22 protein-coding genes are annotated in these 22948 nt (G+C 61.0%); 7 read left to right on the plus strand and 15 right to left on the minus strand.

What is annotated here, in order from left to right; all coding sequences use genetic code 11:
• Positions 1-38: 38 nt before the first annotated feature.
• Complete coding sequence (locus tag H4W29_RS18395; protein ID WP_192730187.1) at positions 39-815, minus strand: molybdopterin-binding protein; 777 nt, start codon at positions 813-815, stop codon at positions 39-41.
• The gene (locus H4W29_RS18400) at positions 812-1666 is read right to left on the minus strand and encodes a cytochrome b/b6 domain-containing protein (protein WP_192730188.1); all 855 of its coding nucleotides are present in this window, start codon (positions 1664-1666) and stop codon (positions 812-814) included. The genes H4W29_RS18395 and H4W29_RS18400 overlap by 4 nt, the downstream gene beginning before the upstream one ends.
• A 223-nt stretch (positions 1667-1889) precedes the next feature.
• Here H4W29_RS18400 and H4W29_RS18405 point away from each other — a divergent pair, with 223 nt between their 5' ends.
• Positions 1890-2588, plus strand: coding sequence for a DUF1223 domain-containing protein (locus H4W29_RS18405; protein WP_192730189.1), 699 nt, complete (start codon positions 1890-1892; stop codon positions 2586-2588).
• A gap of 59 nt (positions 2589-2647) precedes the next feature.
• On the opposite strand, the gene H4W29_RS18410 is transcribed toward H4W29_RS18405, so the two are convergent.
• The 4 genes from H4W29_RS18410 to H4W29_RS18425 form a co-directional block, all read right to left on the minus strand.
• The gene (locus H4W29_RS18410) at positions 2648-3178 is read right to left on the minus strand and encodes a gamma carbonic anhydrase family protein (protein ID WP_192730190.1); all 531 of its coding nucleotides are present in this window, start codon (positions 3176-3178) and stop codon (positions 2648-2650) included.
• Between the two features lie 10 nt (positions 3179-3188).
• Positions 3189-3881 carry a fumarylacetoacetate hydrolase family protein gene (locus H4W29_RS18415; protein ID WP_192730191.1) on the minus strand — a complete coding sequence of 231 codons (693 nt, stop codon included), beginning with the start codon at positions 3879-3881 and terminating at the stop codon, positions 3189-3191.
• Positions 3882-4019: 138 nt separating this feature from the next.
• A complete protein-coding gene (locus H4W29_RS18420; protein ID WP_246517219.1) occupies positions 4020-6029 on the minus strand; it encodes an adenylate/guanylate cyclase domain-containing protein in 2010 nt (669 codons plus the stop codon).
• On the minus strand, positions 6029-9769 hold the full coding sequence (locus H4W29_RS18425) for a FecR domain-containing protein (RefSeq protein WP_246517223.1): 3741 nt from the start codon (positions 9767-9769) through the stop codon (positions 6029-6031). The genes H4W29_RS18420 and H4W29_RS18425 overlap by 1 nt, the downstream gene beginning before the upstream one ends.
• 178 nt (positions 9770-9947) lie before the next feature.
• On the opposite strand from H4W29_RS18425, the gene H4W29_RS18430 reads away from it, so the two are divergent.
• The gene (locus tag H4W29_RS18430) at positions 9948-10487 is read left to right on the plus strand and encodes a Pycsar system effector family protein (protein ID WP_192730193.1); all 540 of its coding nucleotides are present in this window, start codon (positions 9948-9950) and stop codon (positions 10485-10487) included.
• A gap of 2 nt (positions 10488-10489) precedes the next feature.
• On the opposite strand, the gene H4W29_RS18435 is transcribed toward H4W29_RS18430, so the two are convergent.
• The 3 genes from H4W29_RS18435 to dusA form a co-directional block, all read right to left on the minus strand.
• Entirely contained in the window at positions 10490-11329 is an 840-nt protein-coding gene (locus tag H4W29_RS18435; protein WP_192730194.1) for an SDR family NAD(P)-dependent oxidoreductase, read from the minus strand.
• Between the two features lie 310 nt (positions 11330-11639).
• Complete coding sequence (locus tag H4W29_RS18440) at positions 11640-12158, minus strand: DUF992 domain-containing protein (RefSeq protein ID WP_192730195.1); 519 nt, start codon at positions 12156-12158, stop codon at positions 11640-11642.
• A 150-nt stretch (positions 12159-12308) separates the two neighbouring features.
• On the minus strand, positions 12309-13346 hold the full coding sequence (dusA, locus tag H4W29_RS18445; RefSeq protein WP_192730196.1) for a tRNA dihydrouridine(20/20a) synthase DusA: 1038 nt from the start codon (positions 13344-13346) through the stop codon (positions 12309-12311).
• Between the two features lie 285 nt (positions 13347-13631).
• On the opposite strand from dusA, the gene H4W29_RS18450 reads away from it, so the two are divergent.
• The 4 genes from H4W29_RS18450 (at position 13632) to H4W29_RS18465 (ending at position 16654) form a co-directional block, all read left to right on the plus strand.
• Positions 13632-13835 (plus strand): hypothetical protein, encoded by a 204-nt coding sequence (locus H4W29_RS18450; RefSeq protein WP_192730197.1) that lies wholly within the window; start codon positions 13632-13634, stop codon positions 13833-13835.
• Positions 13836-14171: 336 nt separating this feature from the next.
• Entirely contained in the window at positions 14172-14366 is a 195-nt protein-coding gene (locus H4W29_RS18455; RefSeq protein WP_112706271.1) for a hypothetical protein, read from the plus strand.
• A gap of 184 nt (positions 14367-14550) precedes the next feature.
• Positions 14551-15225 (plus strand): hypothetical protein, encoded by a 675-nt coding sequence (locus H4W29_RS18460; protein WP_192730198.1) that lies wholly within the window; start codon positions 14551-14553, stop codon positions 15223-15225.
• An 88-nt stretch (positions 15226-15313) separates the two neighbouring features.
• Positions 15314-16654 carry a hypothetical protein gene (locus H4W29_RS18465; RefSeq protein WP_192730199.1) on the plus strand — a complete coding sequence of 447 codons (1341 nt, stop codon included), beginning with the start codon at positions 15314-15316 and terminating at the stop codon, positions 16652-16654.
• A gap of 81 nt (positions 16655-16735) precedes the next feature.
• On the opposite strand, the gene H4W29_RS18470 is transcribed toward H4W29_RS18465, so the two are convergent.
• The 5 genes from H4W29_RS18470 to H4W29_RS18490 form a co-directional block, all read right to left on the minus strand.
• Positions 16736-17170 (minus strand): energy transducer TonB, encoded by a 435-nt coding sequence (locus tag H4W29_RS18470; RefSeq protein ID WP_192730200.1) that lies wholly within the window; start codon positions 17168-17170, stop codon positions 16736-16738.
• Between the two features lie 91 nt (positions 17171-17261).
• Positions 17262-17603, minus strand: coding sequence for a hypothetical protein (locus H4W29_RS18475; RefSeq protein WP_192730201.1), 342 nt, complete (start codon positions 17601-17603; stop codon positions 17262-17264).
• Between the two features lie 273 nt (positions 17604-17876).
• Positions 17877-18218, minus strand: a complete 342-nt coding sequence (locus H4W29_RS18480) for a hypothetical protein (RefSeq protein WP_192730202.1) — start codon at positions 18216-18218, stop codon at positions 17877-17879.
• A 230-nt stretch (positions 18219-18448) separates the two neighbouring features.
• Positions 18449-19252, minus strand: a complete 804-nt coding sequence (locus H4W29_RS18485; protein WP_192730203.1) for a glycoside hydrolase family 108 protein — start codon at positions 19250-19252, stop codon at positions 18449-18451.
• Between the two features lie 531 nt (positions 19253-19783).
• Positions 19784-20008 (minus strand): hypothetical protein, encoded by a 225-nt coding sequence (locus H4W29_RS18490; RefSeq protein ID WP_192730204.1) that lies wholly within the window; start codon positions 20006-20008, stop codon positions 19784-19786.
• Positions 20009-20073: 65 nt separating this feature from the next.
• Here H4W29_RS18490 and H4W29_RS18495 point away from each other — a divergent pair, with 65 nt between their 5' ends.
• On the plus strand, positions 20074-20400 hold the full coding sequence (locus H4W29_RS18495) for a hypothetical protein (RefSeq protein ID WP_192730205.1): 327 nt from the start codon (positions 20074-20076) through the stop codon (positions 20398-20400).
• On the opposite strand, the gene H4W29_RS18500 is transcribed toward H4W29_RS18495, so the two are convergent.
• Positions 20382-22898 carry a CHC2 zinc finger domain-containing protein gene (locus H4W29_RS18500; RefSeq protein ID WP_192730206.1) on the minus strand — a complete coding sequence of 839 codons (2517 nt, stop codon included), beginning with the start codon at positions 22896-22898 and terminating at the stop codon, positions 20382-20384. The two genes, H4W29_RS18495 and H4W29_RS18500, sit on opposite strands and share 19 nt — an antisense overlap.
• Positions 22899-22948 lie beyond the last annotated feature (50 nt).

Genomic DNA, 22948 nt, shown 5'->3' on the forward strand with positions numbered 1-22948 from the left:
AGCTGTCCCGCGGCAAGACTGTCCGAAGGCGCGAGTGCCTAGATTCCGGCGTACCACTCGTAGCCCCGGTCTTCCCAGAAGCCGCCCTTGCCGCCCCACAGGCCGGCGAAGCTGTCCTTCATCTCGATCCGCATCAGGTATTTGGCATGCTTGTAGCCAAGCTGGCGCTCGACGCGCAGGCGAAGCGGGGCGCCGTGGGCAACTTCCAGATCCTTGCCGTTCATCTGGTAGGCGAGGATGGTCTGCGGGTGAAAGGCGTCAATGAGATCGATGCTCTCGTAGTAGGTTCCGCTGCCGTCCAGCGTTAGTTCGAGCTGGTCTGCGCAATAGAAGACGGCATAGCGGGCCTGAGGCTTCAGCCCCACGCTCTGCAGGAGTGGTCCGAGCTGCGCGCCCGTCCACTTGCCGATAGCGCTCCAGCCCTCGACGCAGTCGTGCCGGGTGATCTGGGTGCGTGAGGGCAGCTTCTTCAGATCTGCGAGCGAAAGCTCGACGGGACGCTCTACCAGCCCGTCAATCTTCAGTCGCCAGTCGGCGAAGCCGGTTGCCATCATCTGCGCATAGGCTTCGCTGTCGGGCTGGCTCGTGCCGTTCGGCCGGAATGTCGGCGAGATATCGGCTTCGGAATATTCGCGCGCCAGCTTGTCCTTGGGAACGAGCAGCCGCTGGCTTTTCATCGTCAGCGTCTCGGCCATGTCGAGAACGGACTGGACATTGGGGTTCTGGACGACATCGTCGCAGCCGGTGAGGCCGAAAGCACCGAGGCCGGCAGCCGAGCCGATCAGCAGGCCGCGGCGTGTGATGGAGAAGGTCATCGATCGTCCCTTTCGGTTTCGATCACGTAGCGGCCCGTTATCATCGAGCGCATGTTGTTCCAGAGGCCGGACAGGATCACCATGGCGATATGCACGAAAACGAAGAGGACGATCGACCAGGCGCATATGAAGTGGATCGACCGGGCCGTTTGCCTGCCGCCGAAGAGGTCGAGCAGGAAGGGATAGCCGGCATCCATGGCGGGTGACATTGTCAAGCCCGTTGCAAACATCAGCGGCAGCAGGATGAAGATGACGATCAGGTAGGCGAGCTTCTGCAGCACATTGTAACGCCTTGCCTTTTCACCCTTCGGGAAGCGCAGGCGCGCGTGGTCGGCGATTTCCTGCCCCAGATGGTGCGGCGAGATCTCTTCGCCGCTCGGCGCCAGATCGCGTCGGAAATGGCCTGACAGAAAGCCGATGAGCGCATAGATCGATCCGTTGATGACGAAGAGCCAGGCAAAGAACAGATGCCAGCGGCGGCCGGTTGCGAGATCCTGGTAGCTCGGAATAGTGATCCAGGAAGGGAAGCCACGCTCGGTCGCGTCATCGCCCGTTCCCGAAACGCCGAGAACGCCTGTCGTGGTGATCTGCAGATTGCCAATGCGAAGCACGCCGCGCGTGCCGCCATCGACGGCGCCGATCGACAGCCATGACGGGTCTGCATCCGCGCCGTACTGGCCCCAATAGAGCGCCGGATGGGCATTGAAAATCTGCAACCCGCTCATCAAAAGCAGGCTGAGACAGAGAACGTTGATCCAGTGTGTGATGCGGGTCGCCAGCGAGTGCCGGCGGATGACTGTTATCGTCGGGCCTGTTGGAGTGGCCTGGCTGTGATCGTCGAGTGTTGCCATGATCGTTTCGATGTCCGGTACCGTCACGCCCCTACAGCATGTACGTAGGCGAAACGGGATTTGTTACAGGCGTCCCGAAGTTTTTTCGTTGCAGCCGGGAACCTTTCGCCGGGAAAGGCTGGCGGCGCGGCTTTCCGGACGCCGTCACAAGTGCGTGAAGCTGTAACGAATGGCGTTCCATCTGCGAAGGAGAACGAGATGCAGATCATCAGGGAGCACCGCCATGAAACAATCCGCCGCGTTCAATCTTGCGATCATCGCAGCAATCTTCGGCCTTGGTTCCACCGCACAGGCCTTCGCCGGGCAGTCGCCTGCGGTCGTCGAACTCTTCACCAGCCAGGGCTGTTCCTCATGCCCTCCGGCCAATGCCAACCTCGTCAAGCTCAGCAACGATCCTGATGTGCTCGCCCTGAGCTTCTCGGTGACTTATTGGGACTATCTCGGATGGAAGGACATTTTCGGTAAGAAGGAATTCACCGACCGGCAGGTGACCTACGAGCCCGCACTCGGCCAATCCGGCCCTTTCACGCCGCAGATGGTGGTCAACGGCCATCAGTCGACTGTCGGCTATGATCTCAATCAGATCCGGCGCGTGATTGCGTCCGAGCCCGCACTGTCCGGTCCCGGGATCGCGCTGGCGCGGAACGTGGCTGTCATCGACGCTGCGAAGGGGCGGACCGCCGCTGCCGACGTGTGGCTTGTCCGCTATGCTCCGGGCACCGTGCAGGTTCCGGTCGCCAGAGGTGAGAATGCCGGTGAGACATTGCCTCACGCCCATGTCGTGCACGAGCTGACGCATCTCGGCACCTGGGACGGCAAGATGCTGAAGCTGCCGGTCCCGGCCGCAACCGGCGACCTGAAGAGCGCGATCATCGTCCAGGAGCCGAAGGGCGGCAGGATTCTCGCCGCAACGACCGACTGAAAACCGCCTCGCTGCCTGATCCCGCGGTCGACCTTAGTCGATCCGCCCGCGGTCGATTTTCAATCGATCCGCTTGAGATCCCGCGCAAAGCGCTGCCAGTTGCCGACATATTTCTTCGCGGACTGGGTGATCTTCGTGGCTGCCTCGTCATCCAGCGTGCGGATGGCCTTGGCGGGCGAGCCGACGATCAGGGAATTGTCGGGGAATTCCTTGCCTTCGGTGATGAGCGCATTGGCGCCGACGAGGCAGTTGTTGCCGATCTTTGCGCCGTTCAGGATGGTCGCACCCATGCCAACAAGGGAGTTGTTGCCGATCGCGCAGCCGTGGATGATGGCGTGGTGGCCGATGGTGCAGTTTTCACCGATCGTGGTCGGGAAGCCGGGGTCGGTGTGGACCATGACGCCTTCCTGCAGGTTGGTGGCCTTGCCGATGACGATCGGTTCGTTGTCGCCGCGCAGCACGGCGCCGAACCAGATGCCGACCTCTTCGGCGAGTTCCACATGGCCGATCACATGCGCGTCGGGGGCGATCCAGAAGGTGCCGTGCGGTGGCAGTTTCGGGTGCTGGCCTCCGAGCGCGTAGATCGCCATGTCTTCCTCCTCAGACCACTTTCAGCGAGAGCGTCGCGATGCCGTCGACGCCGCAGGAAATGCTGTCGCCCCTGTTGATGGCGGCGACACCGGCGGGCGTGCCGGTCATGATGATATCGCCGGGGGCGAGAACGAAGAGTTTCGAAAGCTCTGCAATGATTTCCGGGACTTTCCAGATCATCTGGTTTAAGTCGCCATCCTGTTTGCGGACGCCGTTGACGTCGAGCCAGACGCGACCGCTTACGGGATGTCCGAGGCGGCTGGCGGGCACGAGGGGCGAGACCGGGGCGGAATATTCGAAGGCCTTGGCAAGCTCCCACGGGCGGCCGAGTTTCTTGGCTTCGGCCTGCAGGTCGCGGCGGGTGAAATCGATGCCGACGCCGTAGCCATAGATGCAGTCGAGCGCCTTTTCGGCGGGAATATTCGCGCCGCCGGCCTTGAGCGCCAGCACGCATTCGACCTCGAAATGCACGTCGTTCGAGAGCGGCGGGTAGGGGAAATCCTTGCCGGAATAGAGATTGTCGGCATTCTTCTGGAAGAAGAAGGGCGCCTCGCGGTTCGGGTCATGGCCCATTTCGATGGCGTGGTCGGCATAGTTGCGGCCGACACAATAGACGCGGCGGACCGGGAAGGCCTCGGCGCTGCCTTCGACGGGCAGGAGAACCGGCTGCGGCAGGGGGATGACGGTGGCGGGAAGGGACATGACGGGACTTCTTGGCTGATTGATCTGGAAAGTCTGACGACATCCTAGACGCAAATGACGGCCAGGGGAAAGTGCACTATCTTTTTGTCCTGACGCAATTCCGGACGCAAAACCGCTTCACACTTTTTCTGGAATTGCTCAGGGAGCCGCTTGGTCCTGTGCAAGGCTGCCGCGCACCAGCGCATAATAGGCTGAAAGTTCCGGAACGGCTTTCGGCAGGGTGTCGAAGGCGGGGTCGGAGAGGGTCAGTGTTCCCGCATATTTCGCTTCCAGGAAGGCGTTGTGCTCCGGGAGTGCCGCGCGGTGCGAGCCGTAGAGCACGGTGAAAACGGGCGAGGGCACGGTGCGGCCCTTGACGATGATGCGGTCGAGCTCGACCACGGTGTAACGCTCGCTGACGAGGCGGGCGGTTTCCTCTCCGAGCAGCAATGCCACGCCGTAATTCTTCGAGGCGCCTTCCAGGCGTGAGGCGAGGTTGACGCTGTCGCCGAGGCAGGAATAGTCGAAGCGGCGGGTCGAGCCCATATTGCCGACGATGCATTCGCCAGTATTGATGCCGACGCCCATTTTGAGGATATGCAGCGTCCGGCCTGACGCGGTGGCTTCGCGCTCCAGCTCGCGGTTCAGCGTGCCGATCGCATCCTGCATGGCGATCGAGGCTTTTACCGCGTGGATGGCATGGTCGGGATCATCGAGCGGCGCATTCCAGAAGGCCATGATGCAATCGCCCATATATTTGTCGATCGTGCCGCCATGATCCATGACGACATCCGAGAGCGGCGTCAGCAGCCGGTTGATCAGCGCCGTCAGCTGCTCGGGATCATCCTTCATCGTTTCGGCAATGGTGGTGAAGCCGCGCACGTCGGAAAACAAGACTGTCAGCGTGCGCCGCTCGCCGCCGAGCTTCAGCTGTGAGGGATCGTTGGAGAGGCGCTTGACGAGATCGGGCGAGATATATTGGGCGAAGGCCAGCGTGATCTGGCGCTTCTGGCGGCGCTCCTCGGTATAATCGAAGGCGGCCTGGCCGAAGGCGACGGCCACGAAGGCGACGGTCGGCCCAAGCGGTGAGACGAAGACATGGCCGAAGCGGATGCCGGCATAGCTGACTGCCGCAAAGGCGAGGATTGCGGCGGCGGTGGCGACCAGCGTGCGCCAGCTCGTGGCCTTCCAGACGGTGGCGGCAGCGAGAGCGACTGATATGAGGATGCAGATCGCAACGACAGGCAGGCCGGCTTCCGTGATCGCCAGGCCATGGACGATATTGTCGTAGATGGTGGCCTGCACCTCGACACCCGAGATCAGCTTGCCGGTGTGGACGGTGTAGGGCGTGGCATAGGCATCGGCGCCGCCCTGATCAATCTCGGGGGCGTTCTGCAGGCTGAGGCCGACCAATACGACACGGCCTTTGAAGATATCGGGCGGGAGGAAATTCTTCGGGTCGAGCGCCTGATAATAGGAGACGGTGGGATAGGAGCGGGCAGGGCCGAAGGACTGGATGAGAGAGCCTGCCGGCAGATGCAGCGTCTTGATGCCCGCAGCCTTTGCGAGCTCCATTGCGAAGCCATCCTCATAGGGTGGTATATTGCGGAAGATGCCGTCGCCATTCAGGGTGATGGAAGCGATGCCGGTGCGTGCGCCGGCATCCGTCATCTGCGGCAGCGGCGTGGTGCGCAGGAGCTGGTCGGCCTGCGGCGTCTTGATCAGCGTTTCATCGCCGGCGAGCACGACATCGGGGCCGACGGCGGCGGTGATGGCCTGATCGTTTTCCGCCGTCGAGGGCTCGGCCATGATGATATCGAGCGCGATGGCCTTTGCGCCGGCAGCGCGCAGCTGTTTGACGAGCTCGGCATGCAGACTGCGCGGCCAGGGCCACTGGGCGTTGATATCGGCAAGTGCCGGCTCGTCGATCGCCACGATGATCGGGCCGCCGTCGGGCGGCGTCGGATCGTCGACCGTCGAGAGATAGTCGAAGGTGCGCAGCTCCGTCAGCGTCCAGGCGGGCAGGCGGGAGATCAGCGAAATAGTGACCAGCGTGACCAGCGCCAGGACGAGAAGACGGATGCCGCGGCTGGAGAAGGGCCAGCCGGGCAGGCGCTGCGACGGGCGGTTCTGCTTTATCGGGCGCTCTGCATGAGGGCGCGTGGACATCAGAAGCGGATCTTCAGAGTGCCCTTGAAGGCGCGGCCCCAGCCGGGCACGCCGGGCGTTATTTCGAAATCCTCGTCGAGCAGGTTATAGGCGGCCGCCTCAAGCGCGAGGCGCTTGTCGAAGGGTTCCCAGATCAGGTGCGCGTCGAGGCTCCAGTAATCGTCGAGCTTGGTGCCGAGATCGTCGCCATCACGCTCGCCGATATAGTTGGCGGCGACGGTGGCTTTCACCTTGGCCTCGTTGACCCAGGTGAGTGCGATCTGGCCGGAGTTTGTGGGGATATAGGGCAGGTTGCCGCCGAAGTTCGGCTCCAGCGGATCCTTGTTCTCGGAATCCATATAGGCGTATGTGGCGGAAAGGCCGAAGCCGGCTCCGAGCGCGACGTTGGCCGTAACGGCTGCGCGGTCGATTGTGCCGCGCGACAGCGGCAAGCTCTCGATGGCCGGAAGCGCTATCAACGGCAGGTCGATCGAGAAATCATGCAATTCCTGATGCTGGTATTCGACCGAAGTGAAGAACTTGTCGGTCCACTCGGCGTCCCACTGGAAGGCTGCCGTATCGGCGTAGCCTTCGGCACTGACCGAAAACTGATTTGCCTGCAGGCCAAGGATGCCGATCGGGGCCAGCGTCGGGACACCCGTATCGAGACTCTGGCGCATGAAGGCAGCGCGCAGCCAATGGTTCTGAGCCGGCGCCCAGGCAAGACCGAAGCGCGGTTCGAGCCGGCTCACATCGACGCCATCGCCTTCGAGCCGGGTGGCAAACAGCGCATATTCGCCCTTCAGATCAGGCGCGATCTCATGAAGGAGATCGATATAGGCGCGGCCGATATTTGTGCGGGTTTCAGCCTCCGGGGGAGCGTCGGTCACGCCGTCGATGAAGCCGGGAATGATATCGTCTAGATGGAAATACGTCTTGAGAGACGTATTGATCCAACCGCCTTCAACGCCGTAGCGCCAGGTGAGCGGTCCATCGCCAATGCTGTGGCTAAGCGCTGCGATATAGGCCTGCGATTCCGTTTCTCTGCTCGTCTGGCCGAAGGGCCTGATATCCCCTGAGCCGGGAACACTGAAGAAAGGTACATCCGACCAGTCGTATGACAGGTCAAAGGAGGTTTTCGACTTTGTCTCCTGATAGAGCAATGCGCCGTTCAGGATATTTTCATAGGCAAAGGTATGACTCCAGCCGACACCGGCGCTGGTCACTTCCGCACTATTGATCTGCGTCCGGTAGAGTGGCAATTCGTCAGGCGCAGGGGGAATGCCGAGGATTGGGGTGAGGATCGGGTCGAATACGCCTAGGTTCAGGATGGTCGAGAGCGTGGGATCCGTCGATAGCGCGCTTAGTGTTCCATCGTTCTTGGCATGATTGAAATAGGCTACAACGCGATCATCCGGCGTCACAGTTGCCGTCAGGTAGGCATTGCCGGCGAGCAGCTTATTCTCCGTCGCATATCCACCGAAATCGCGATAGTCGCCATCCAGCGCCAGCTCTTCCCAGGTCAGGTTGCCGTAGAAGCTGATCGGAATAGTGGAGTTCGAATAACCCTGGATTTCCGCTTCGCCGGTCCGACGCGTATGGCCGTCGACGCTGTTGATGCCGCCGCCGAGCGAACCTTCGATGAATGGCACGTCGAACAGCGTTGCCGCGCGCGAACGGCCGGACAGCATATGCGGAGAAAGCAGCAGGCCCTGGATGAAGGATGAGTAGCTCGACGCGTTGTTGCGGTTCTGGATAATGTTGTCATCGCTGAAGCTTGTTGCGTTGACGAAAGGAAAGATGCTGCCCTTGATCGACTGATCGATATAACCGGTGCCTTTGAAGGGGTCGAAGACCGCATCGCCGTAATAGCGGCCCCAGGCATCCAGCCCCTGCAGCCGGAAGGCGTTGTTCAGGGTCGAGCCGGCGCTTTGATTGGCACCGAGCCCGCTGAAATCGCCGCCGCGAGCGCGCGAACGGCGCAGGAATTCCTGCGCGTTGCTGATGGCACCATCGGCATTGTAGTCGTCGATATCCACAGCCGTACGGAAGGCGGAGATGGCCGGATCGTCATCATCGATGCGGTTTGCGTTGTCGAGCGCCTGCTCTGACGGAAGCCGGTCGCCCTTTTCATAGTGTGCGGCGGCGAGCATCAGCTGCGATTGCGAATGAGCGGGATTGGCAGTGCTGGCGGCGAGCAGGTCTTCCAGCGCCTTGTCGCGCTCACCGGCTTGCAGATAGTAGCGGCCGCGGGCAAGCAGGGCGAGGTCGAAGGACGGATCGAGCGCGATTGCCGTATCGATCTCGCGCTTGGCTTCCTTCATGCGTGCCTGGTCGAGATAGAGGATCGCGAGGTTCGCATGCAGCAGCGGATCCTGCGGATCAAGCTCGATCGCCTTCTTGAAGGCCTTTTCCGCTTCGCCGTTGGCATCGCGCGAACTCTGCAGCAGGCCGAGCGAATTCAGTGTGCCTGATGCGCCGGGGGCAAGCTCGATTGCGCGGTTCAGGTCCGCAAGTGCGCCGTTGATGTCACTCTCATAGGCTGCCCTGTAGCCAGCGCGGGCGGAGAGCGCCATCGGATGATCAGGGTCGAGCGCCAGCGAGCGTTCGATCGCTTCCTTCATCTGCTCACGGTCACCGGTGAGCTCCGCCAGCTGGGCGCGGACCGCCGGCAGGGTCGCGTCATCGGGATAGCGCTTTTCCGCTTTCCTGATGATCTCGATCGCCGCGCGCGGGTTTTCCAGGAAGCCTGTCGCATAGGCCTCCATCATTGCGCCATAGGGGCCGGTGGTGTTGGCCGGCAGCGGTTCGGCATGGGCGGGGTCGGCCAGCGAACGGGCGAAATAGCCGCCATATTGGGCCATGTTGCGGCGTGTCGGATCGAGATGCGGCAGGGCCTTCTGGAAGAGCCTGGCGGCATCGCCATAGCGCTTTTCCGCGCCGGCAATCGTGGCGTCGATCAGGTCGACGCGCGCCTGCTGGGCGACCGTCAGCTTGCTGCCGCGGATATTCTTCAATGTTGCGGCTGCAGCCTGGCGGCCGTCAAAGGCGCTCTGCACTTCGGCGAGTTCCAGCCAGTCTTCCGTCGTGCGGCGCTCCGGCGGCAGAGCCAGCAGGCGGCGGCGCTCGCTCGCCATGCGGTCCGCCCGCAGTGGCGAGGTCGGCATCAGGTCGAAGCCGTCCCGCAGGTCCAGATAGAAGAGCATCTGTTCGCGGTCGTCGGGATTGACGCTGATGATCTTGTGCGGCGCCTGGCCGATGGTGGCGACGGCGCCTTCGCCCTCGTTCACCTCGACGCTGCCCTGCGGGTTGCTGAGCGCCACGCGACCTTCAAGCACGATCATCGAGGTCCTGGCGCCCTCGACGGTCATCGTCCAGTCCGTGCCGCGGATGGCGGCTGCGGCGGCCGGCGTCTCGACCGTCAAGCCCTGGCCGCCGCGCTGGGCGCGGGCCCAGATCGTGCCGGACTGCAGGTTGAGGATCGTATCGCCGGTCTGAGACATCTTCTTGACCTGCAGCGCGGAATTGCGGCCGAGGCGGATCTGCGTGTGATCGGAAAAGAGGATGGCGAGCTGGCCGGTGGCATTGGTGCGCAGCACGTCGCCATCGAGCAGATCCTGATTGAGGTCGACGACGCGCCAGTTGCTGACATCGACGAAGCGCACTTCCTCGCCGGTCTTGCGGGCGATGACCGAGCCTGCAACCGGGGTCGGGCGCTGCAGCGGCTCGGCTGCAACCGGAAATGCAAGTAACGTTGACATGAGCGCAAGAGATGTACTTGCGCACAGAAAATACTTAAGCCCCGACATTTCAGATACCCCCGCACCTTTTTCCCCTTTGGCCAAGCGCGGTGCAAAAGTCAAGCTGACTGCACACGTGTTCTTGCTTTCGATACCAAGTGTATTATTAGGGAAACACTATTGTAGGATGGGGATTTTCTTGAGTGAATTTGAAAACTTTGCGGAACTGCCTTCCAGCGCTCCGTCGACGGAAGATATCGGCTCGGAATATTTCGACCATATCAAGAAAATCAACGACATATTCTACGATCAGATCAAGATCTCGGACCAGAAGGCTGCCTATATCTTTACTTTTATGCTCGCCTTTCTTGTGAGCTCAGCCGAAGTGAGGGCGGTCTTCACATGGGCACGCTATGCGCAGGGCACGCCGCAGGCCATTCTCTTCTCCGGGCTCCTGGCAGCGGCCTCGGTCTTTTCGATTCTGTCGGCCATCCTCGTGGTGTTGCCGCGGCGGCTCGATAAGTCCACTTCGATGTTCTGGGGTGCATGGCCCAGACATCGCGATGCCTTCTTCGATGCGGCGATCCGGCGCGACGAGCGCTATCTCTTCGACCAATATGTGGAGAATGCCGACATTCTCTCGCATATCGCCCGATGCAAATACCGATTCGTGACGATTGCGTTTCGGGGGCTGATGGTGACGGTCGTGGCTTATGTGCTGCTCTTGGTGGCGGCATGACTTCAGCTTTTGGCAAAGTCCGCCGCTGTGAGGGGAACAGGCTTATAGCCGTTGATGTCAGCGATATCGTATTCCTGGCCGAGCTCGGCCGCGACCAGGACCTTTCCGGATTTCGACATCAGCGCCGGGTCTCGCCAAAGTCCTGATATGACGTGGCCGATGAATTGCGGTGACTCGGAATTGGACAGATCGAAATATTCGGCGTTCTGCATGACCGCTTCGGTGCGCACCAGGCCAGGATAGAGGGCGACAGCGGCGACATGGTGCGGGCGCAGATCATGGGCGAAGTCTGCAGCCATCTTGTCGGCGGCGGCCTTGGCCATGCCATAGATCGCGTTGCCATCGTAGAATTGCGCCGCCCAGAATGAAATATTGACGATCAGACCGCGCTGCGCCGAGATCATGACCGGTGCTACCGCACGCGACATCATGAAAGCCGCCCTCAGTGCTGTGCCGATCATCGCGTCCCACCGCCAGACAGGCTGCTCCCAGAAAGCGCGAGGCCAGGTAAAATCGCCGTCCTCGACCATGTTTTCGTAGCCGGGCCAGGCATTATTCACCAGAATATCCAGCCTGTTGCCGGCCCTGATCTTTTCGGCCACGCGCTCGGTCTCGGTGTCGTTGCTGTGGTCGCACTGATGAATGACAACGCGGCCGGGCAGGTTCGCAGCCTCGAGCTCGAGCCCCTCCAGCGAGCCTGCACGTTTGCCCCCGTTTGCTTCGGCCTCCGAAAGCGTCCTGCCGGTCACGTGAACCGTGGCTCCCTCGGCGAGCAGTGCGAGCGCAATCCCACGGCCGACACCGCGGCTTGCGCCAGTTACCAGAGCGACGACATCTTTCATGCTGGCTGGCCTCCTATACGATGGCCGTTTTCAGGCGCGGCTGGTGAGCATGCATATGGGCGGCATATCGGGGGACAGCGCAAGATACGGCGCCGCCGTGCGATTGTGAAGACCAGGCGGGGCAGCTGTTCAGCCAATGATCGACTGGACGGACTGCCATTGCCGATATTTCGGCCTGCTTCATCAAAACGCCAGCACCGTGTCGAGATGCTCAGTAGGCAGCGGAAAAACGTCAATCGTTTCTCGCGGATGACGTGCAAGCGACTTTGCGGTTAAGCGGCGGCGACCGGTTGGCCGCCGCCTGTAGGGCTTAGCGCGTTGCCTTCAGCTGGAGGCGAGAGACGCCTGCGGCAACGTTCACGCCGGTTCCGGTTTCGCCGCTGAGTGGCTGCAACGCGAAATTCTTCGAATTTCCGCCCACCAGGGCATTTGCTCCGAGGCCGACACCAACAGACGCGCCGGCCGAGGCGCCGACATAGGTGCCGGCGAGAGCGCCATCGCCGACGCGCGTGGGCGCGGTGTTGACGACGACCCAGCTGAGATAGGATTTGCCGGTGACCCCGACATCGAGACCGAGCTTGCCGATCGTGCCGGTATAATGCTCGACCTTGCCGCTGTTCTGCTTGAAGCTGCAATCAATCGCCTTGCTCGAGCCGATGATCATGCCAGGCCCGCCGGCGACCACGCAGGAGAGGGTGCCGAGACGCTGCCTCGGCTCATTTGCGACCTGCTGGGCGGCATGTTTCGGTTGCTTCTGCTGGCTCGCGGCCTCAGCCACGGGTACGAAACCCAGAGAAGCGGCAGCGACTATTATCATGAGGTTCTTCATGAGCGTTTCCTTCCATGCTCCTTCGCGGGGATCGTTGTAAACGCGTTCAACCGAACTTCGTTCAAACGTGGAAAGGAAACGGACCGGGCAGCAAGCCCGATCCATCGGCAAATGTTTGCTCTCCTGGCTCGGATCGATGCCTGATGCCGCTCAGGCGCTGGCAGCTTCCGCAGCACCGGAGAAATCGACCGCGGCAAAGGCTGCGGCGATCACTTCCGGGCCGGCATTCGGCTTTGCGGCATCTGTCGACAGGATCTGGCGGTAGCGGCGCGCACCCGGCAGGCCGGTGAAGAGGCCGACCATATGGCGGGCGATATGCTGCAGACGGCCACCGGCGGCGATATGGCCGGCGGCATAGACCATCATACGGTCGCGCAGCGCGTTCCAGTCCGGCTCGGCTGCCGGCGCGCCGTAGAAGCGGTGGTCGATATCGGAAAGGATGGCGGCATTCTGATAGGCGGCGCGGCCGAGCATGACGCCGTCGACATGGGCGAGGTGGCCTTCAGCCTCGTCCAGCGTCTGGATACCGCCGTTTATGCCGATGAAGACATCGGGGAAGCGGGCCTTCATGCGGTAGACGATGTCGTAATCGAGCGGCGGGATCTCGCGGTTTTCCTTGGGGCTCAGGCCCTTCAGCCAGGCCTTGCGGGCATGGATCCAGATCGCGTCGGCGCCGGCATCGATCACCCTGGTCATCAGCGTGGGCAATGCCTCTTCCGGCTCCTGCTCGTCGACGCCGATGCGGCATTTGACGGTGACCGGTACGTTCGCGACCTTCTTCATGGCGGCGACGCATTCGGCAACCGTCTCGGGTGTCAGCATCAGGCAGGCGCCGAAGGTGCCTGACTGCACGCGATCCGACGGGCAGCCGACATTGAGATTGATCTCGTCATAACCATAGGGTTCGGCAATGCGCACGGCCTCGGCAAGCTTGGTCGGATCGGAACCGCCAAGCTGCAGGGCAACGGGGTGTTCGGTGCCATCGAAGGAGAGCAGGCGCTCGCGTGGGCCATGGATGATGGCATCGGCGACGACCATTTCAGTATAGAGCAGGGCGTTGCGGCTGATCTGGCGATGGAAATAGCGGCAGTGACGGTCCGTCCAGTCGATCATGGGCGCAACGGCAAAGACCGGCGCCTTGAAATAGCGCTGGTTTGCTTCCGAAACAGCCGTCTTTGCCGTGGTCATGATCTCAAGTCTTCTTTCGTCTGGTCGCGGGCCCGTGGCCTCATGTCGTGGCAGGGGCCTGATCCTGCAAGCCCTCGCTCGCGAAACGCAGGAACCGGGCTTGGCAATGGGACGAGGGCTTATACATGAGAGATAGGGATAAAGCGAGATCGCGTATTCTCCCGCTATCCTCTGGCCGGAGACCGCTTCCCGCCCTTGACCCGCGTGCCGTTTTCCCGGAAGGCAACGAAGGAAGATCCTGATATTCGCGATATCGGGATCGAGCAAAGGAGTAAAATCAGCGTCATGGCCGACGATAGCGCGGGGATCAAGGCATTGCTCTCAATGCCCAGGCGAGACAACAGCGCCTATCTGGAAACGCTCCGGCTTGTGAAGGAGGCGTTCGCCGAGGCCGAGGCGGAATTCGGCGGCAAAGTCATCGCGACGACAGACAGCGCCCGGGACGAAGCCGGCAATATCGTCATCATGACGGTGATCAGGCCGGCCTGACGAGAACAGGGCGAGACGATCGCCTGGAACAATGAACAATTGAACCAAAATCCTTCTGCCGCGTTTCTGCCACAAACAGGAGGATTTCGATGGACGACCTGCTTCTGATCGCCACGCTTTGTGGCCTCATGTCTTTCGCCATGATCTGGATCCAGACGAAAGAATAGTTTGCTGCGTCAAAGACTTGACGCTTTCCCGCCTTTTTGCCGGCTGCGCTTGCTCGCACCGGAAACCCACCCTTGTTACTGCCCTGAAACGACGCTCTTGACTTCCCCGAAAATGAGAACAAAATGAGAACAAATAAACGTTCTCAGCTATGTTCTGATGGAGAGTTCGATGGCAGCAAGCCCGAGTTATTCAGGAGCAGCAGACAAGGCCATGGCCTTTGCCGCGCAGCTGCGCGCAGACCGCGAGCGCCACGAAGCGCGCAGGCGGGAAGAACAACGCCGCATCGAGGCGATGCGGCCGATCAACAAACACGTGCTGAAGGTTTTTGGCGGGCAGCAGCTGGCGCTGAAGCTCGACAGCTAGATTGTTGCAAGCATTAAACGTCCCAAGGTGATCGGGCGGTCGCCAGGGTGTTGAGGTACTATCTGCGTGAAGCGTTGCTTGGCGTTGCGTATTCCTCTGATGCTTTTACCATTTTTTGAATGGGCCGTGGACGGTTTGGGATTTCAAAGATAGAGATATTTGCAACTATTTGGGGTGGGGTTTTATGAAAAGATTGTGGTGGATCATGGCCGCGGTTGCGGTCATTACATCCGGTGCGTTTGCGCAGGATGAAAAAGAAGCAGCTTTGCAGAAGCAGATGGATGCTCTTGCCCGGGTCGATCCTTACATGCATGCAATTCTTGTCGATCATATGGATGAGACGCGGCAAGTATTCGACGAATTTTTGCAGGGCCGAGATGTGACTGCCATGCAGGAGGCCCTGGGTACAGTCGCCATGATGTCAGGAAAGACGGCGCTGTCGCGTGCAAGTGACACATATGCGATTGGCGTTCTGAACAAGGCAGTTGAACTCGTCGATGTCTTGATTGCCCAATACCCCGAAGGATGCAGATATTTTGAGGCCGATGCCATCCCGCGAGAGGGGCTGGCCATTCCGGCGGTCGCTCAACGATACCATGGTTATCTGGAGGCCAAGCGTCTTGCTTATCAGGACGGGAGATCCCGCGAGCAGGTTCCCAGGATGGTGCCCAAGGATATGATTCAGCTGACAACGACCCACCTCGGCCTCAGCATTGAGGATTTACAGGTGTTGGCAAATTTCATGCAGGCTCCGGCTGGACGACTGTGCTCGATCATCAAGAGGCTCAATACCATCGACCCGGTGCCGGAGGCGCAGAGGGGGGATTGGGCAAGGATGACCATCTCGTGGGGAGGGTAGCGTACTGATCCGGCCAGTTTCACCTCCCGACCGTGGGCAGTCTGGATTTTCAGACCTAGAAGATTTGTAACTATTTGGGGTGGGTTTCATGAAGAGATTATTGTCGCTGGTGGCTGCGATGGCGCTGGTCGCATCAGGCGCATTTGCAAAGGACGCCGAGAAGGATCCGCTGGAAGGGGTGGTTCGGTTCATGGGGAGGATCAATCCTCTTCTGCAGGCTATCTACCAGGATCACATGGATGTAGCGCGGAAAGTCTATGGGGAAGGGTGGGCGGATGTGTATGAGGAGCGGAAGATCCTTGCTCGGGTGATTGCGACATACGGCAGTCCTGCTCTCGCGCGTGCAGGCGACAGTACCGTGATTTCAGCCATGAACAAAACCGCTGCACTCGCCGAAATCGTGGCAGAAAAATATCCCGAAGGCTGCGAGTATTTCTTCACTGGCAATATGCCGAACTGGGCATTGGTTCCCGAGGTCAGGGACGGGCGCATGGCTGATCTGCGGGCGAAGGCCTATGCCTATCAGGACGGGAAATTCCGTGCTGATAGGGAAGTGATGACCTTCGACAAACAATACGTCATCATGACGCAGTATCTCGGGATGACGGCAGACGAGGCGTTCAAGTCAAACACGGCCCCGATCGACGTAAGCGACGAAGACATGTGCGCTCTCGCAAAAAAGCTCAACAATGTCGGCGCCCTGCCGAAGGAGTTGCAGGGCGATTGGGCGAGGGCGTGGCTCGGGAATGGCCCATCCCTGCAAAAGAGGAAGCCTGCCGCAAATGCGAAGCCCGCATCGGGCGCGGCTGCGCAGGAAACGAAGGCTGGCGCCTTCGAAAGGGAGATGAAGGTTCTCGCCGGTATCAATCCTTTCGTTCACGCGGTCTTCATGGATCACCAGGATGAAACACGGCAGATGTTTGCCGAGGCCGAAGCTTCGGGAGGAAAGATCGATCCGCGTGTACAGGCCGCTGCGATGGTGGCGAAATACGGCAATCCCGCACTGTCGCGGGCCAGCGATGCTGTCGCAATCGATGTCTTGAAGAAAGTCGGCGAGCTCAATGAGGCTCTTGCCCGTTATTATCCGCAGGGCTGCAAGGATCTCGTGAGCATGAGAATGTCGCAGAGCGCGCAGGCCATTCCGCAGGTGAGAGAACGCTACTGGCAATATCTGGAAGCCAAGCGCCTGGCCTATGAGGACGGAAAGGTGCGGGAGCCCGTGACCGTTACGCTGACCGCTCAGGACATCGCGCAGATGATCACGCAGCGCCTGGGTGTGACCTTGGACGAGTTGAACAAGCTGACGAAACTTGCCGAACTCAGCGACGAAGAGGCTTGCTCGATAACGATGAGGCTCAACACGATCGATCCCGTTCCGGAGGCGCAGCGCGGCAGCTGGGCGAGGGCCACCATGTCATGGGCCGGTTGAGCGCTGCCTTTCGGGTGCAATTCACTGCCCTGCCGGCGATGGGTTTTCATCGCTGGCTATGCGCAGGATGAAGCACGGCGATTATTTTCGCTCGAGCGGCGCCCGTCTGGGGGGCTGATCGAACTGGAAAGGAAGCATAAACTCCATCACGCTCGGATAGGCGCCTTTGGGCCGCCTGGGGAAGGGAGAGGCCTTTTGGATAACCTCCTTCACGCTGCTTTTCACCCAAGCGCGCTTGGCGGCAGTCCCGCCCGTCACGCTGACTTGCGGCTTGCCAACAAGTCGGCCTTCCGCGTTGACCGCAAAGCGTACAGTGCCGCGGATGCCGTCAAGTGCGCCGAGTTCCGGATTCAGACGCCAGTGCTGCTTGATGGAATTGCGCATCTCCAGAACGGCTTGCCGTTCTCCTGCGAGGGACGCGTTCTGCGCCTTGGCAGTGGCGGCAAAACCAGCCGTTGTAGCCAGTGCCAGAAGCAGCACGAGGGTCCGGGCCGCGTGCGAAAGCGCTGCCTTCATCTTCTCAATTCCCTGCTTTTCCGACTTTGTGCCGTCTGCACCCGCCTTGCCATCCGTAAGGCGAGCGCCAAAGGCATTCGGCGCGTCCGCCTCAGCGACCCTGGAAGATCTTGACGAGCTTCGGGGTATAGCGACGATTGCTGAGGTCGACCGTGTCCTGATAGGTGGCGCGGCCGGAGACGAGGGCCTTCAGGTACCGGCTACAAGCAACGCGCGGGGCGTCCTTGTCCGATACGTTCATGACAATGGCGGCGTTGCGGTGCCAGGCAGCGTCGGTCGCGCTCATGCGCTTGACGCACATGTTTTGAACTTCGGTTCGTGCCCGCGCGCTGCCCTGCAGCATCGTCACCGTTGCATCATATTGCTGTTCAGTCGGAGCACAGCCGGCGAGAAGTCCTGTGGCAATCAATGTCATTGCAATGTAAGCGCGCATGATTATTCCTCAATTATAGTGCGGCAGCGTCTTGTGCTGCGATGGCAGGGTTTCTTTATTTTGATTCTCGCTTCACGAGAATTCTGTTCTTCTGTTTATTCTAAATACAGTTGAAATGACGTGCGTGTAACAGCACCGACCAGCCTTGCCGCGGTCTTCGAGATTGTCAGGCTTTGCATGAAGATGAACCTTCACAGAAGCCTTGCCGGCTTTTTGCCGCCTGCGCCCGTCTTGCTGGTCGCGAGGCGAGCGAAAAGGCGAGCGCTGCCCGCGTCAGCCACCCCGGAGGATCTTGACCACCTTCGGGCTGTAGTGGCCATTTTTGACGTCGAGCGTGTCCTGATAGGTTATGCTGCCGGAAACGATCGCTTTTGTGTATCGGCTGCAGACAATTTTCGCAGCGTCCTTGTCCGCCACGTTCAGGGCGACAGCAGCGTTATGGCGGGCCTTCTTGTCGGAAAAGCCGAGCTGCCTTATGCACTCGTCCAAAAGTCCGTTTCTCTCACGCTCGCTGCCTCGCAACACTCTGACAGCTGCATCATATTGCTTCTCGGTCGGCGCACAGCCGGTCAGTAATGCGGTGGCGATGAGTGTCACTGCAATATAGGCGCGCATGATTATCCCTTAATTATGCTGCTGACAGCGTCTTGTGCTGCGATGGGCAGGGCATCTTTATTTCGATTCTCGCTCCGCGGGAATTCTATTCTCGCAACTCTTCTATTTCTTCTAAATAAGGTTGAAGATCGCATGGGTGGATGATGCGCGTAGCGCGGTGCGGAAAGTTCCTGTTATGGGCTCGCTCGTGAGCCAGTGAGGCCACATGGCAATGAATCAACTTTCGGCCGTTACTGCCCGATCGCCATTTCTGCCGACCGATAAGCCTTCGCCCGCTCCTTCGCCCGCACTGCCTTCACCACCAGCGCGCCCGCCACGACCAGCCCGAGCACCATCACCCCACCAAGCACTAGCAAATTTACCTCCGCCGGCAGCGCCGCACCCGTGCCCGCACCACCTGATGCCGACACTGCGATTGCCGCGCCGGCCTTCTGCAGCGTACCCGCCGTCTTTTCCGCCTTGCTAGCCTCATCGGCCAGCGCTGCCTTCACATCCACGCCCGGCTGCACGCGGAGATACATCGCAACCGCCTTCGCCTCGATCTTCGCCACGCGCGCCGACCAGCCCTTGCCGTAGGTTTTCCAGATCGCCAGGCCATGCATGAAGCTCAGGCGGCGGGCGCAGAGGGCTTTGATTTCCCTAGTGCCGGCGGTTGCGGCTTTGGCGCGGGTGAGGGGGCCGGGTTTGCCGTCGGCGGGGGCGCCGATGACTGACTGGGCGTCACGCAGCGCGCGGGCGGGGCCGGAGTTGACGGCGTAGTCGAAGGTGGCGAGGTCGAAGCCCGGGGGCAGGGCGTCGCCGCCGATTTCGTCCCAGTATTTCGCCTTGTAGATGGGTTTGACGTCGTCGAGCGTCAGGTTGCGGATATCGAGATTGGGGAAGGCGGCGGCCGAGATGCCGTATTTGGTGCCTTTCAGCGTGCCCTTGCCGATCCTGCCGCCGGTCCAGTTGCCGGGGTCGGTGCGTTCCAGGGAGAGGCCGCCTTCGGATTGCAGGGTGATCGAGAGGCATTCGGGGAAATTCGCGCTGGTCATGCCGCGTTCCTTTTTCGATGGATCGCGACAAGTTTCGGATGGCAACAGTTGTGCCCGTTGCATGGCGATATCAGGCGGAATGCCTGGCAATGGCTCGCGCACTCACACCCTCTCCGAGACGATTGGGAACCCATCGTTCGTTGAGGTCGGCGGCCGGGTTTACCCGTAGCGTTCGGGATTTTCTGCGGGGCGCGTTTCGAATCGAAACGTCGGCGAATGTCTGATTTCTGGATGGGAGAAGTGACCGCCGCCTCCGTCACAGGAGAACGGAGTGGGGCGCGGCGGCCGGCTTTTGAGGGCCTGTAACAGAACCACGAGCCTGAGACATCGTTCCCCAAAAGAGCCTAATCAAATAGGGCTATGGAGGGTTTGCAGGAGTGGAATGTCGCGCCGGAAATACCTGAGCAAGGCGGGCAAGCTCTCTTCCATGGCGGTCGAAGTTGATCGCCACTGCCTTTGGGGGACGAGGGCGGAGAAATGTCGCGTTTCGCTCGGCAACAGCAGAGCCGCCGAGCCTCGAAGGCACAGGTCCTACGGCTCCTGCAGTTCGCCTCTTTCGCGAAGCTTCAGGATGCCGAGCTGGATGACCTTTATGAGATCGGCCTGCAGGGTGCCGTGACTCTCCTGATATTCTTCCAGGGTCGGCTTGGTGACGGTCGCATAGGCGAGCGCCGACAGGTGTTCATCCTTCACCGCCTGTGCGCCGAGGTCCCAGATGCGGTCAAACAATATGCGGTCGAGATCCTGGCGTGACATGTTATTTCTTTCCATCCATGTCCTGGCCCATGCCCTGGCCATGCCTTCTTGCTGGCCATATTTTCTTGTTGGTTTTGACGCTGACGCCGCAGGAGCAGGCTGCAGGCGATCAGCCCAAAAGCTGCCGAGGCTCAGCAAGCACGACATTGACGGCAAAAGCCCACCACATGATGTGGTTCTCGGTTGGGTACCGGGCGCTCGCGGTTCGGAACGAGCCTGCCGCAACAGTGGGCGGGCTTCAAAAAGAACAGCTCCAGGTGCTGATGGAAGAGCCGACCACACATGCACATGGTCACATCTCCCTGACGAAGGCGAGTCAATTTTTACGCGAGACTGTTATGACCGTTGATCGGAAACTCGGCCGCTCCGCATCTCAGAAGACATCGGCGTAACTGGCTGATCCCATCAGCGTGCTTTCCTTGAGAATCACCCCTTGCGCCACCGTGCCGTTTGCAAGCCGCTTCAGGCGCACGTCGGGCATGGATTTCAGGCGCTGGGAGAAGGTGTTGACGGGCGGCAGGAAGCTTTCGCGGTAGCCCTGGTCGGTCGCCCATTTGCGGAAATCCTCGAAGAGTTTTGCGGTGCGCAGCCAGCCGCCTGTGGGTTCGGCCTCTGCTGGCTCAATGCGGATATCGAACCATTCGTTGAGCGGGTCGAGCAGCAGCCAGCCGTTCAGCGCCTCCTTCGAGCTTTCGGGCATGGTGTAGCCACCATTGCGCTTCAGCCGCCGGGCGCCCGACACGGCAAGGCCGAGCAGCAGTTCCAGCTCTTCCCTTGCGATGCGCTCGGCAATATCGGGGATGACCTCATGCTCGGGAATGCTGCGGTTGAACTGGATGACGACGAGGCGGCGGCGCAGGCCCCGGTCGATACCGCCGTTGAAGCGCGGCAGGGTATTTGTCGTGAAGCAGTGGAGCGCCCGCGGGATGAAGCTTTGGACATCCTTGTAGAGGCTGCGGCCTTCGATCGGGTTGCCGGTGACGGCCGCCTTGAATTCCTCGCCTGAAATGGCAGCGGCACTCAGCTCGTCGGCGACGTTCGCCGCCTTGCCGGCGAGGTTGATGATGCGCTTCTCGTCATTGAAGAAAGCGGGTGAAATGGAGGAGACGGCGCCTTCAGGCAGCAGCGCACGAAAGAGCGCGGCAATGGTGGATTTGCCGTTGCTGGCGGTCTCGCCGAGCAGGATGAAGGCCTTCGGCTGGCGGATGCGGGTGGCAAGGCCGAAGGCGGCAGCGCCCAGCATCTCGGCCACGAGTTTGATCTTGTCGGCAGCATCAGGGTCGCCCTGAAAGGCGCCGTGGAGCAATTTATGCAGCAGCGATCCTTCTGGCGGATGGCTTTCGGTGTGCAGATTGTAGTCCGCGGATATTGTGAAGCGGAAGCGATCGTCAGGGTCATGGGGGCGGCAGATCACCTTGCCGGTCTCATCGAGAGTAATGGTGCAGTTCAGCGCGTTGACGCCGATGGCGGGATTGCCGAAGAAGCCGGCCTCGGCGGTGCGCGTGCCGAACTCGTTGAGAATGCCGTCGATCATATGCCTGCCGAGCTTCAGCGGCTTTTCCTTCGGGCCGATGCCGACAGCATCGAAGGCATGCATGGCAAGGCGGATCTTCTGTTCGGGGATGGGGCGCCAGGCGGAGGGGCCATAGGCCCAGAATTTGCCGTCGGCGCGGACGATCCGTCCGCCGCAGGCCTTCGCCAGATGCTCGTCGAAAATGCGCGCCAGCCAGACTTCGGAGCCGAAAGGCTGGCTCGGAAACCATTCCGGCATACTGTCTACGCCGTCGATGCCTCGTGGCGCCTTGGGCGCGTGCGGGTCCGGCTCTTCTGCCGATGGCGGCGGCTCGACCGGGGCAGGCACATGGCGGCGGATGGTGGCGCGCATGAAGGCATCGAGTTCGAGGCGCGTCCAGCCGGCATCGACGGCATCGGCACTATCCCAGCCGCGACAGGGAAGGCGGCCCGCCTGCCAGTCGCAATAGGCGAAATGGCCGAGATCGGAAGCGGCCCCGGCATCGGTAAAACCCGTCAGCCGGACGCGTGCCCCCAGCGCGGTGAGAATGGCGGCGATCTCGTCTGCCGTCGAAAGACCAGGCGCATCGAAATCCGGCCAGATCACCACATCGCGGCCTGATAGCGGCGACCAGTCGGTGTGTTTGACGCCCTGCGTGCCGCCGGCCCAGGAGAGCACGATGCGGCCGGTTTTGCCCGCCAGCCTGTCGCGGCATTTTTCGCCCTCGACGACAATCACCTGCTTCGTCTTGCCGAGCGTTTCGAGGCCGTAGAGCGGGCGCGGTTTGGGAAAGGGGTAGCGGCACCAGGTCTCCTTGCCGTCGGGCAGACGGGCAAACATGACCATCGGCGTTTCCTTGGCCCCATCAGGCAGGTCATGGCGCAGCACATAGCCGATCAGCGCGCCGTCGGCATGCCTGTAGGGAAAGACCATGGAGGGAGAAAATGAGCCCCATTCGGAGCGGTCGCCCTTGCGCTTGGGATTATAGAGGCGGATGCGGGTGCCTGATCTGACCGGCTCGGATGGAGGCGTCAGCGGCGTGATGCCCTCATAGGGATCGCGCACCTGCCGCGCATGGGCGCTTGCGTTCGGCAGGGCATGGCTGCTGCCGTCGAGAATCCGGATGGCTTCTGCAAGATCGACGCCCTTGATCTGCTGCACGAAATCCAGGACATCGCCGCCGGCGCCGCAGCCGAAACAATGGTAGCGCTCGACGCCATCCTGCCCCCTGAAGATGGTGAAGGAGGGTGTCTCCTCGGCGTGGAAGGGGCAGCAGGCGACATGTTCGTGCCCGTTCCTCTCCAGCCTGCAGCCATAGCGCGCCGCCGTCTCAGACAGCGACACATCGCGGCGAAGCTGTTCGAGATCTGCAGGCATGTTGCGGCTCTTGCAAGGGAATGTTGTCAATATCGCAACATGGCCGGCGC

The organism is Rhizobium viscosum, assembly GCF_014873945.1.
Classification (GTDB): Bacteria; Pseudomonadota; Alphaproteobacteria; order Rhizobiales; family Rhizobiaceae; genus Rhizobium; species Rhizobium viscosum.

Bases quoted from the DNA above. Each gene is read 5' to 3' on its own strand.
- H4W29_RS18395 (WP_192730187.1), bottom strand. From the start codon at position 815: ATGACCTTCTCCATCACACGCCGCGGCCTGCTGATCGGCTCGGCTGCC.
- H4W29_RS18400 (WP_192730188.1), bottom strand. From the start codon at position 1,666: ATGGCAACACTCGACGATCACAGCCAGGCCACTCCAACAGGCCCGACG.
- H4W29_RS18405 (WP_192730189.1), top strand. From the start codon at position 1,890: ATGAAACAATCCGCCGCGTTCAATCTTGCGATCATCGCAGCAATCTTC.
- H4W29_RS18410 (WP_192730190.1), bottom strand. From the start codon at position 3,178: ATGGCGATCTACGCGCTCGGAGGCCAGCACCCGAAACTGCCACCGCAC.
- H4W29_RS18415 (WP_192730191.1), bottom strand. From the start codon at position 3,881: ATGTCCCTTCCCGCCACCGTCATCCCCCTGCCGCAGCCGGTTCTCCTG.
- H4W29_RS18420 (WP_246517219.1), bottom strand. From the start codon at position 6,029: ATGTCCACGCGCCCTCATGCAGAGCGCCCGATAAAGCAGAACCGCCCG.
- H4W29_RS18425 (WP_246517223.1), bottom strand. From the start codon at position 9,769: ATGTCAACGTTACTTGCATTTCCGGTTGCAGCCGAGCCGCTGCAGCGC.
- H4W29_RS18435 (WP_192730194.1), bottom strand. From the start codon at position 11,329: ATGAAAGATGTCGTCGCTCTGGTAACTGGCGCAAGCCGCGGTGTCGGC.
- H4W29_RS18440 (WP_192730195.1), bottom strand. From the start codon at position 12,158: ATGAAGAACCTCATGATAATAGTCGCTGCCGCTTCTCTGGGTTTCGTA.
- dusA (WP_192730196.1), bottom strand. From the start codon at position 13,346: ATGACCACGGCAAAGACGGCTGTTTCGGAAGCAAACCAGCGCTATTTC.
- H4W29_RS18450 (WP_192730197.1), top strand. From the start codon at position 13,632: ATGGCCGACGATAGCGCGGGGATCAAGGCATTGCTCTCAATGCCCAGG.
- H4W29_RS18455 (WP_112706271.1), top strand. From the start codon at position 14,172: ATGGCAGCAAGCCCGAGTTATTCAGGAGCAGCAGACAAGGCCATGGCC.
- H4W29_RS18460 (WP_192730198.1), top strand. From the start codon at position 14,551: ATGAAAAGATTGTGGTGGATCATGGCCGCGGTTGCGGTCATTACATCC.
- H4W29_RS18465 (WP_192730199.1), top strand. From the start codon at position 15,314: ATGAAGAGATTATTGTCGCTGGTGGCTGCGATGGCGCTGGTCGCATCA.
- H4W29_RS18470 (WP_192730200.1), bottom strand. From the start codon at position 17,170: ATGAAGGCAGCGCTTTCGCACGCGGCCCGGACCCTCGTGCTGCTTCTG.
- H4W29_RS18475 (WP_192730201.1), bottom strand. From the start codon at position 17,603: ATGCGCGCTTACATTGCAATGACATTGATTGCCACAGGACTTCTCGCC.
- H4W29_RS18480 (WP_192730202.1), bottom strand. From the start codon at position 18,218: ATGCGCGCCTATATTGCAGTGACACTCATCGCCACCGCATTACTGACC.
- H4W29_RS18485 (WP_192730203.1), bottom strand. From the start codon at position 19,252: ATGACCAGCGCGAATTTCCCCGAATGCCTCTCGATCACCCTGCAATCC.
- H4W29_RS18490 (WP_192730204.1), bottom strand. From the start codon at position 20,008: ATGTCACGCCAGGATCTCGACCGCATATTGTTTGACCGCATCTGGGAC.
- H4W29_RS18500 (WP_192730206.1), bottom strand. From the start codon at position 22,898: ATGCCTGCAGATCTCGAACAGCTTCGCCGCGATGTGTCGCTGTCTGAG.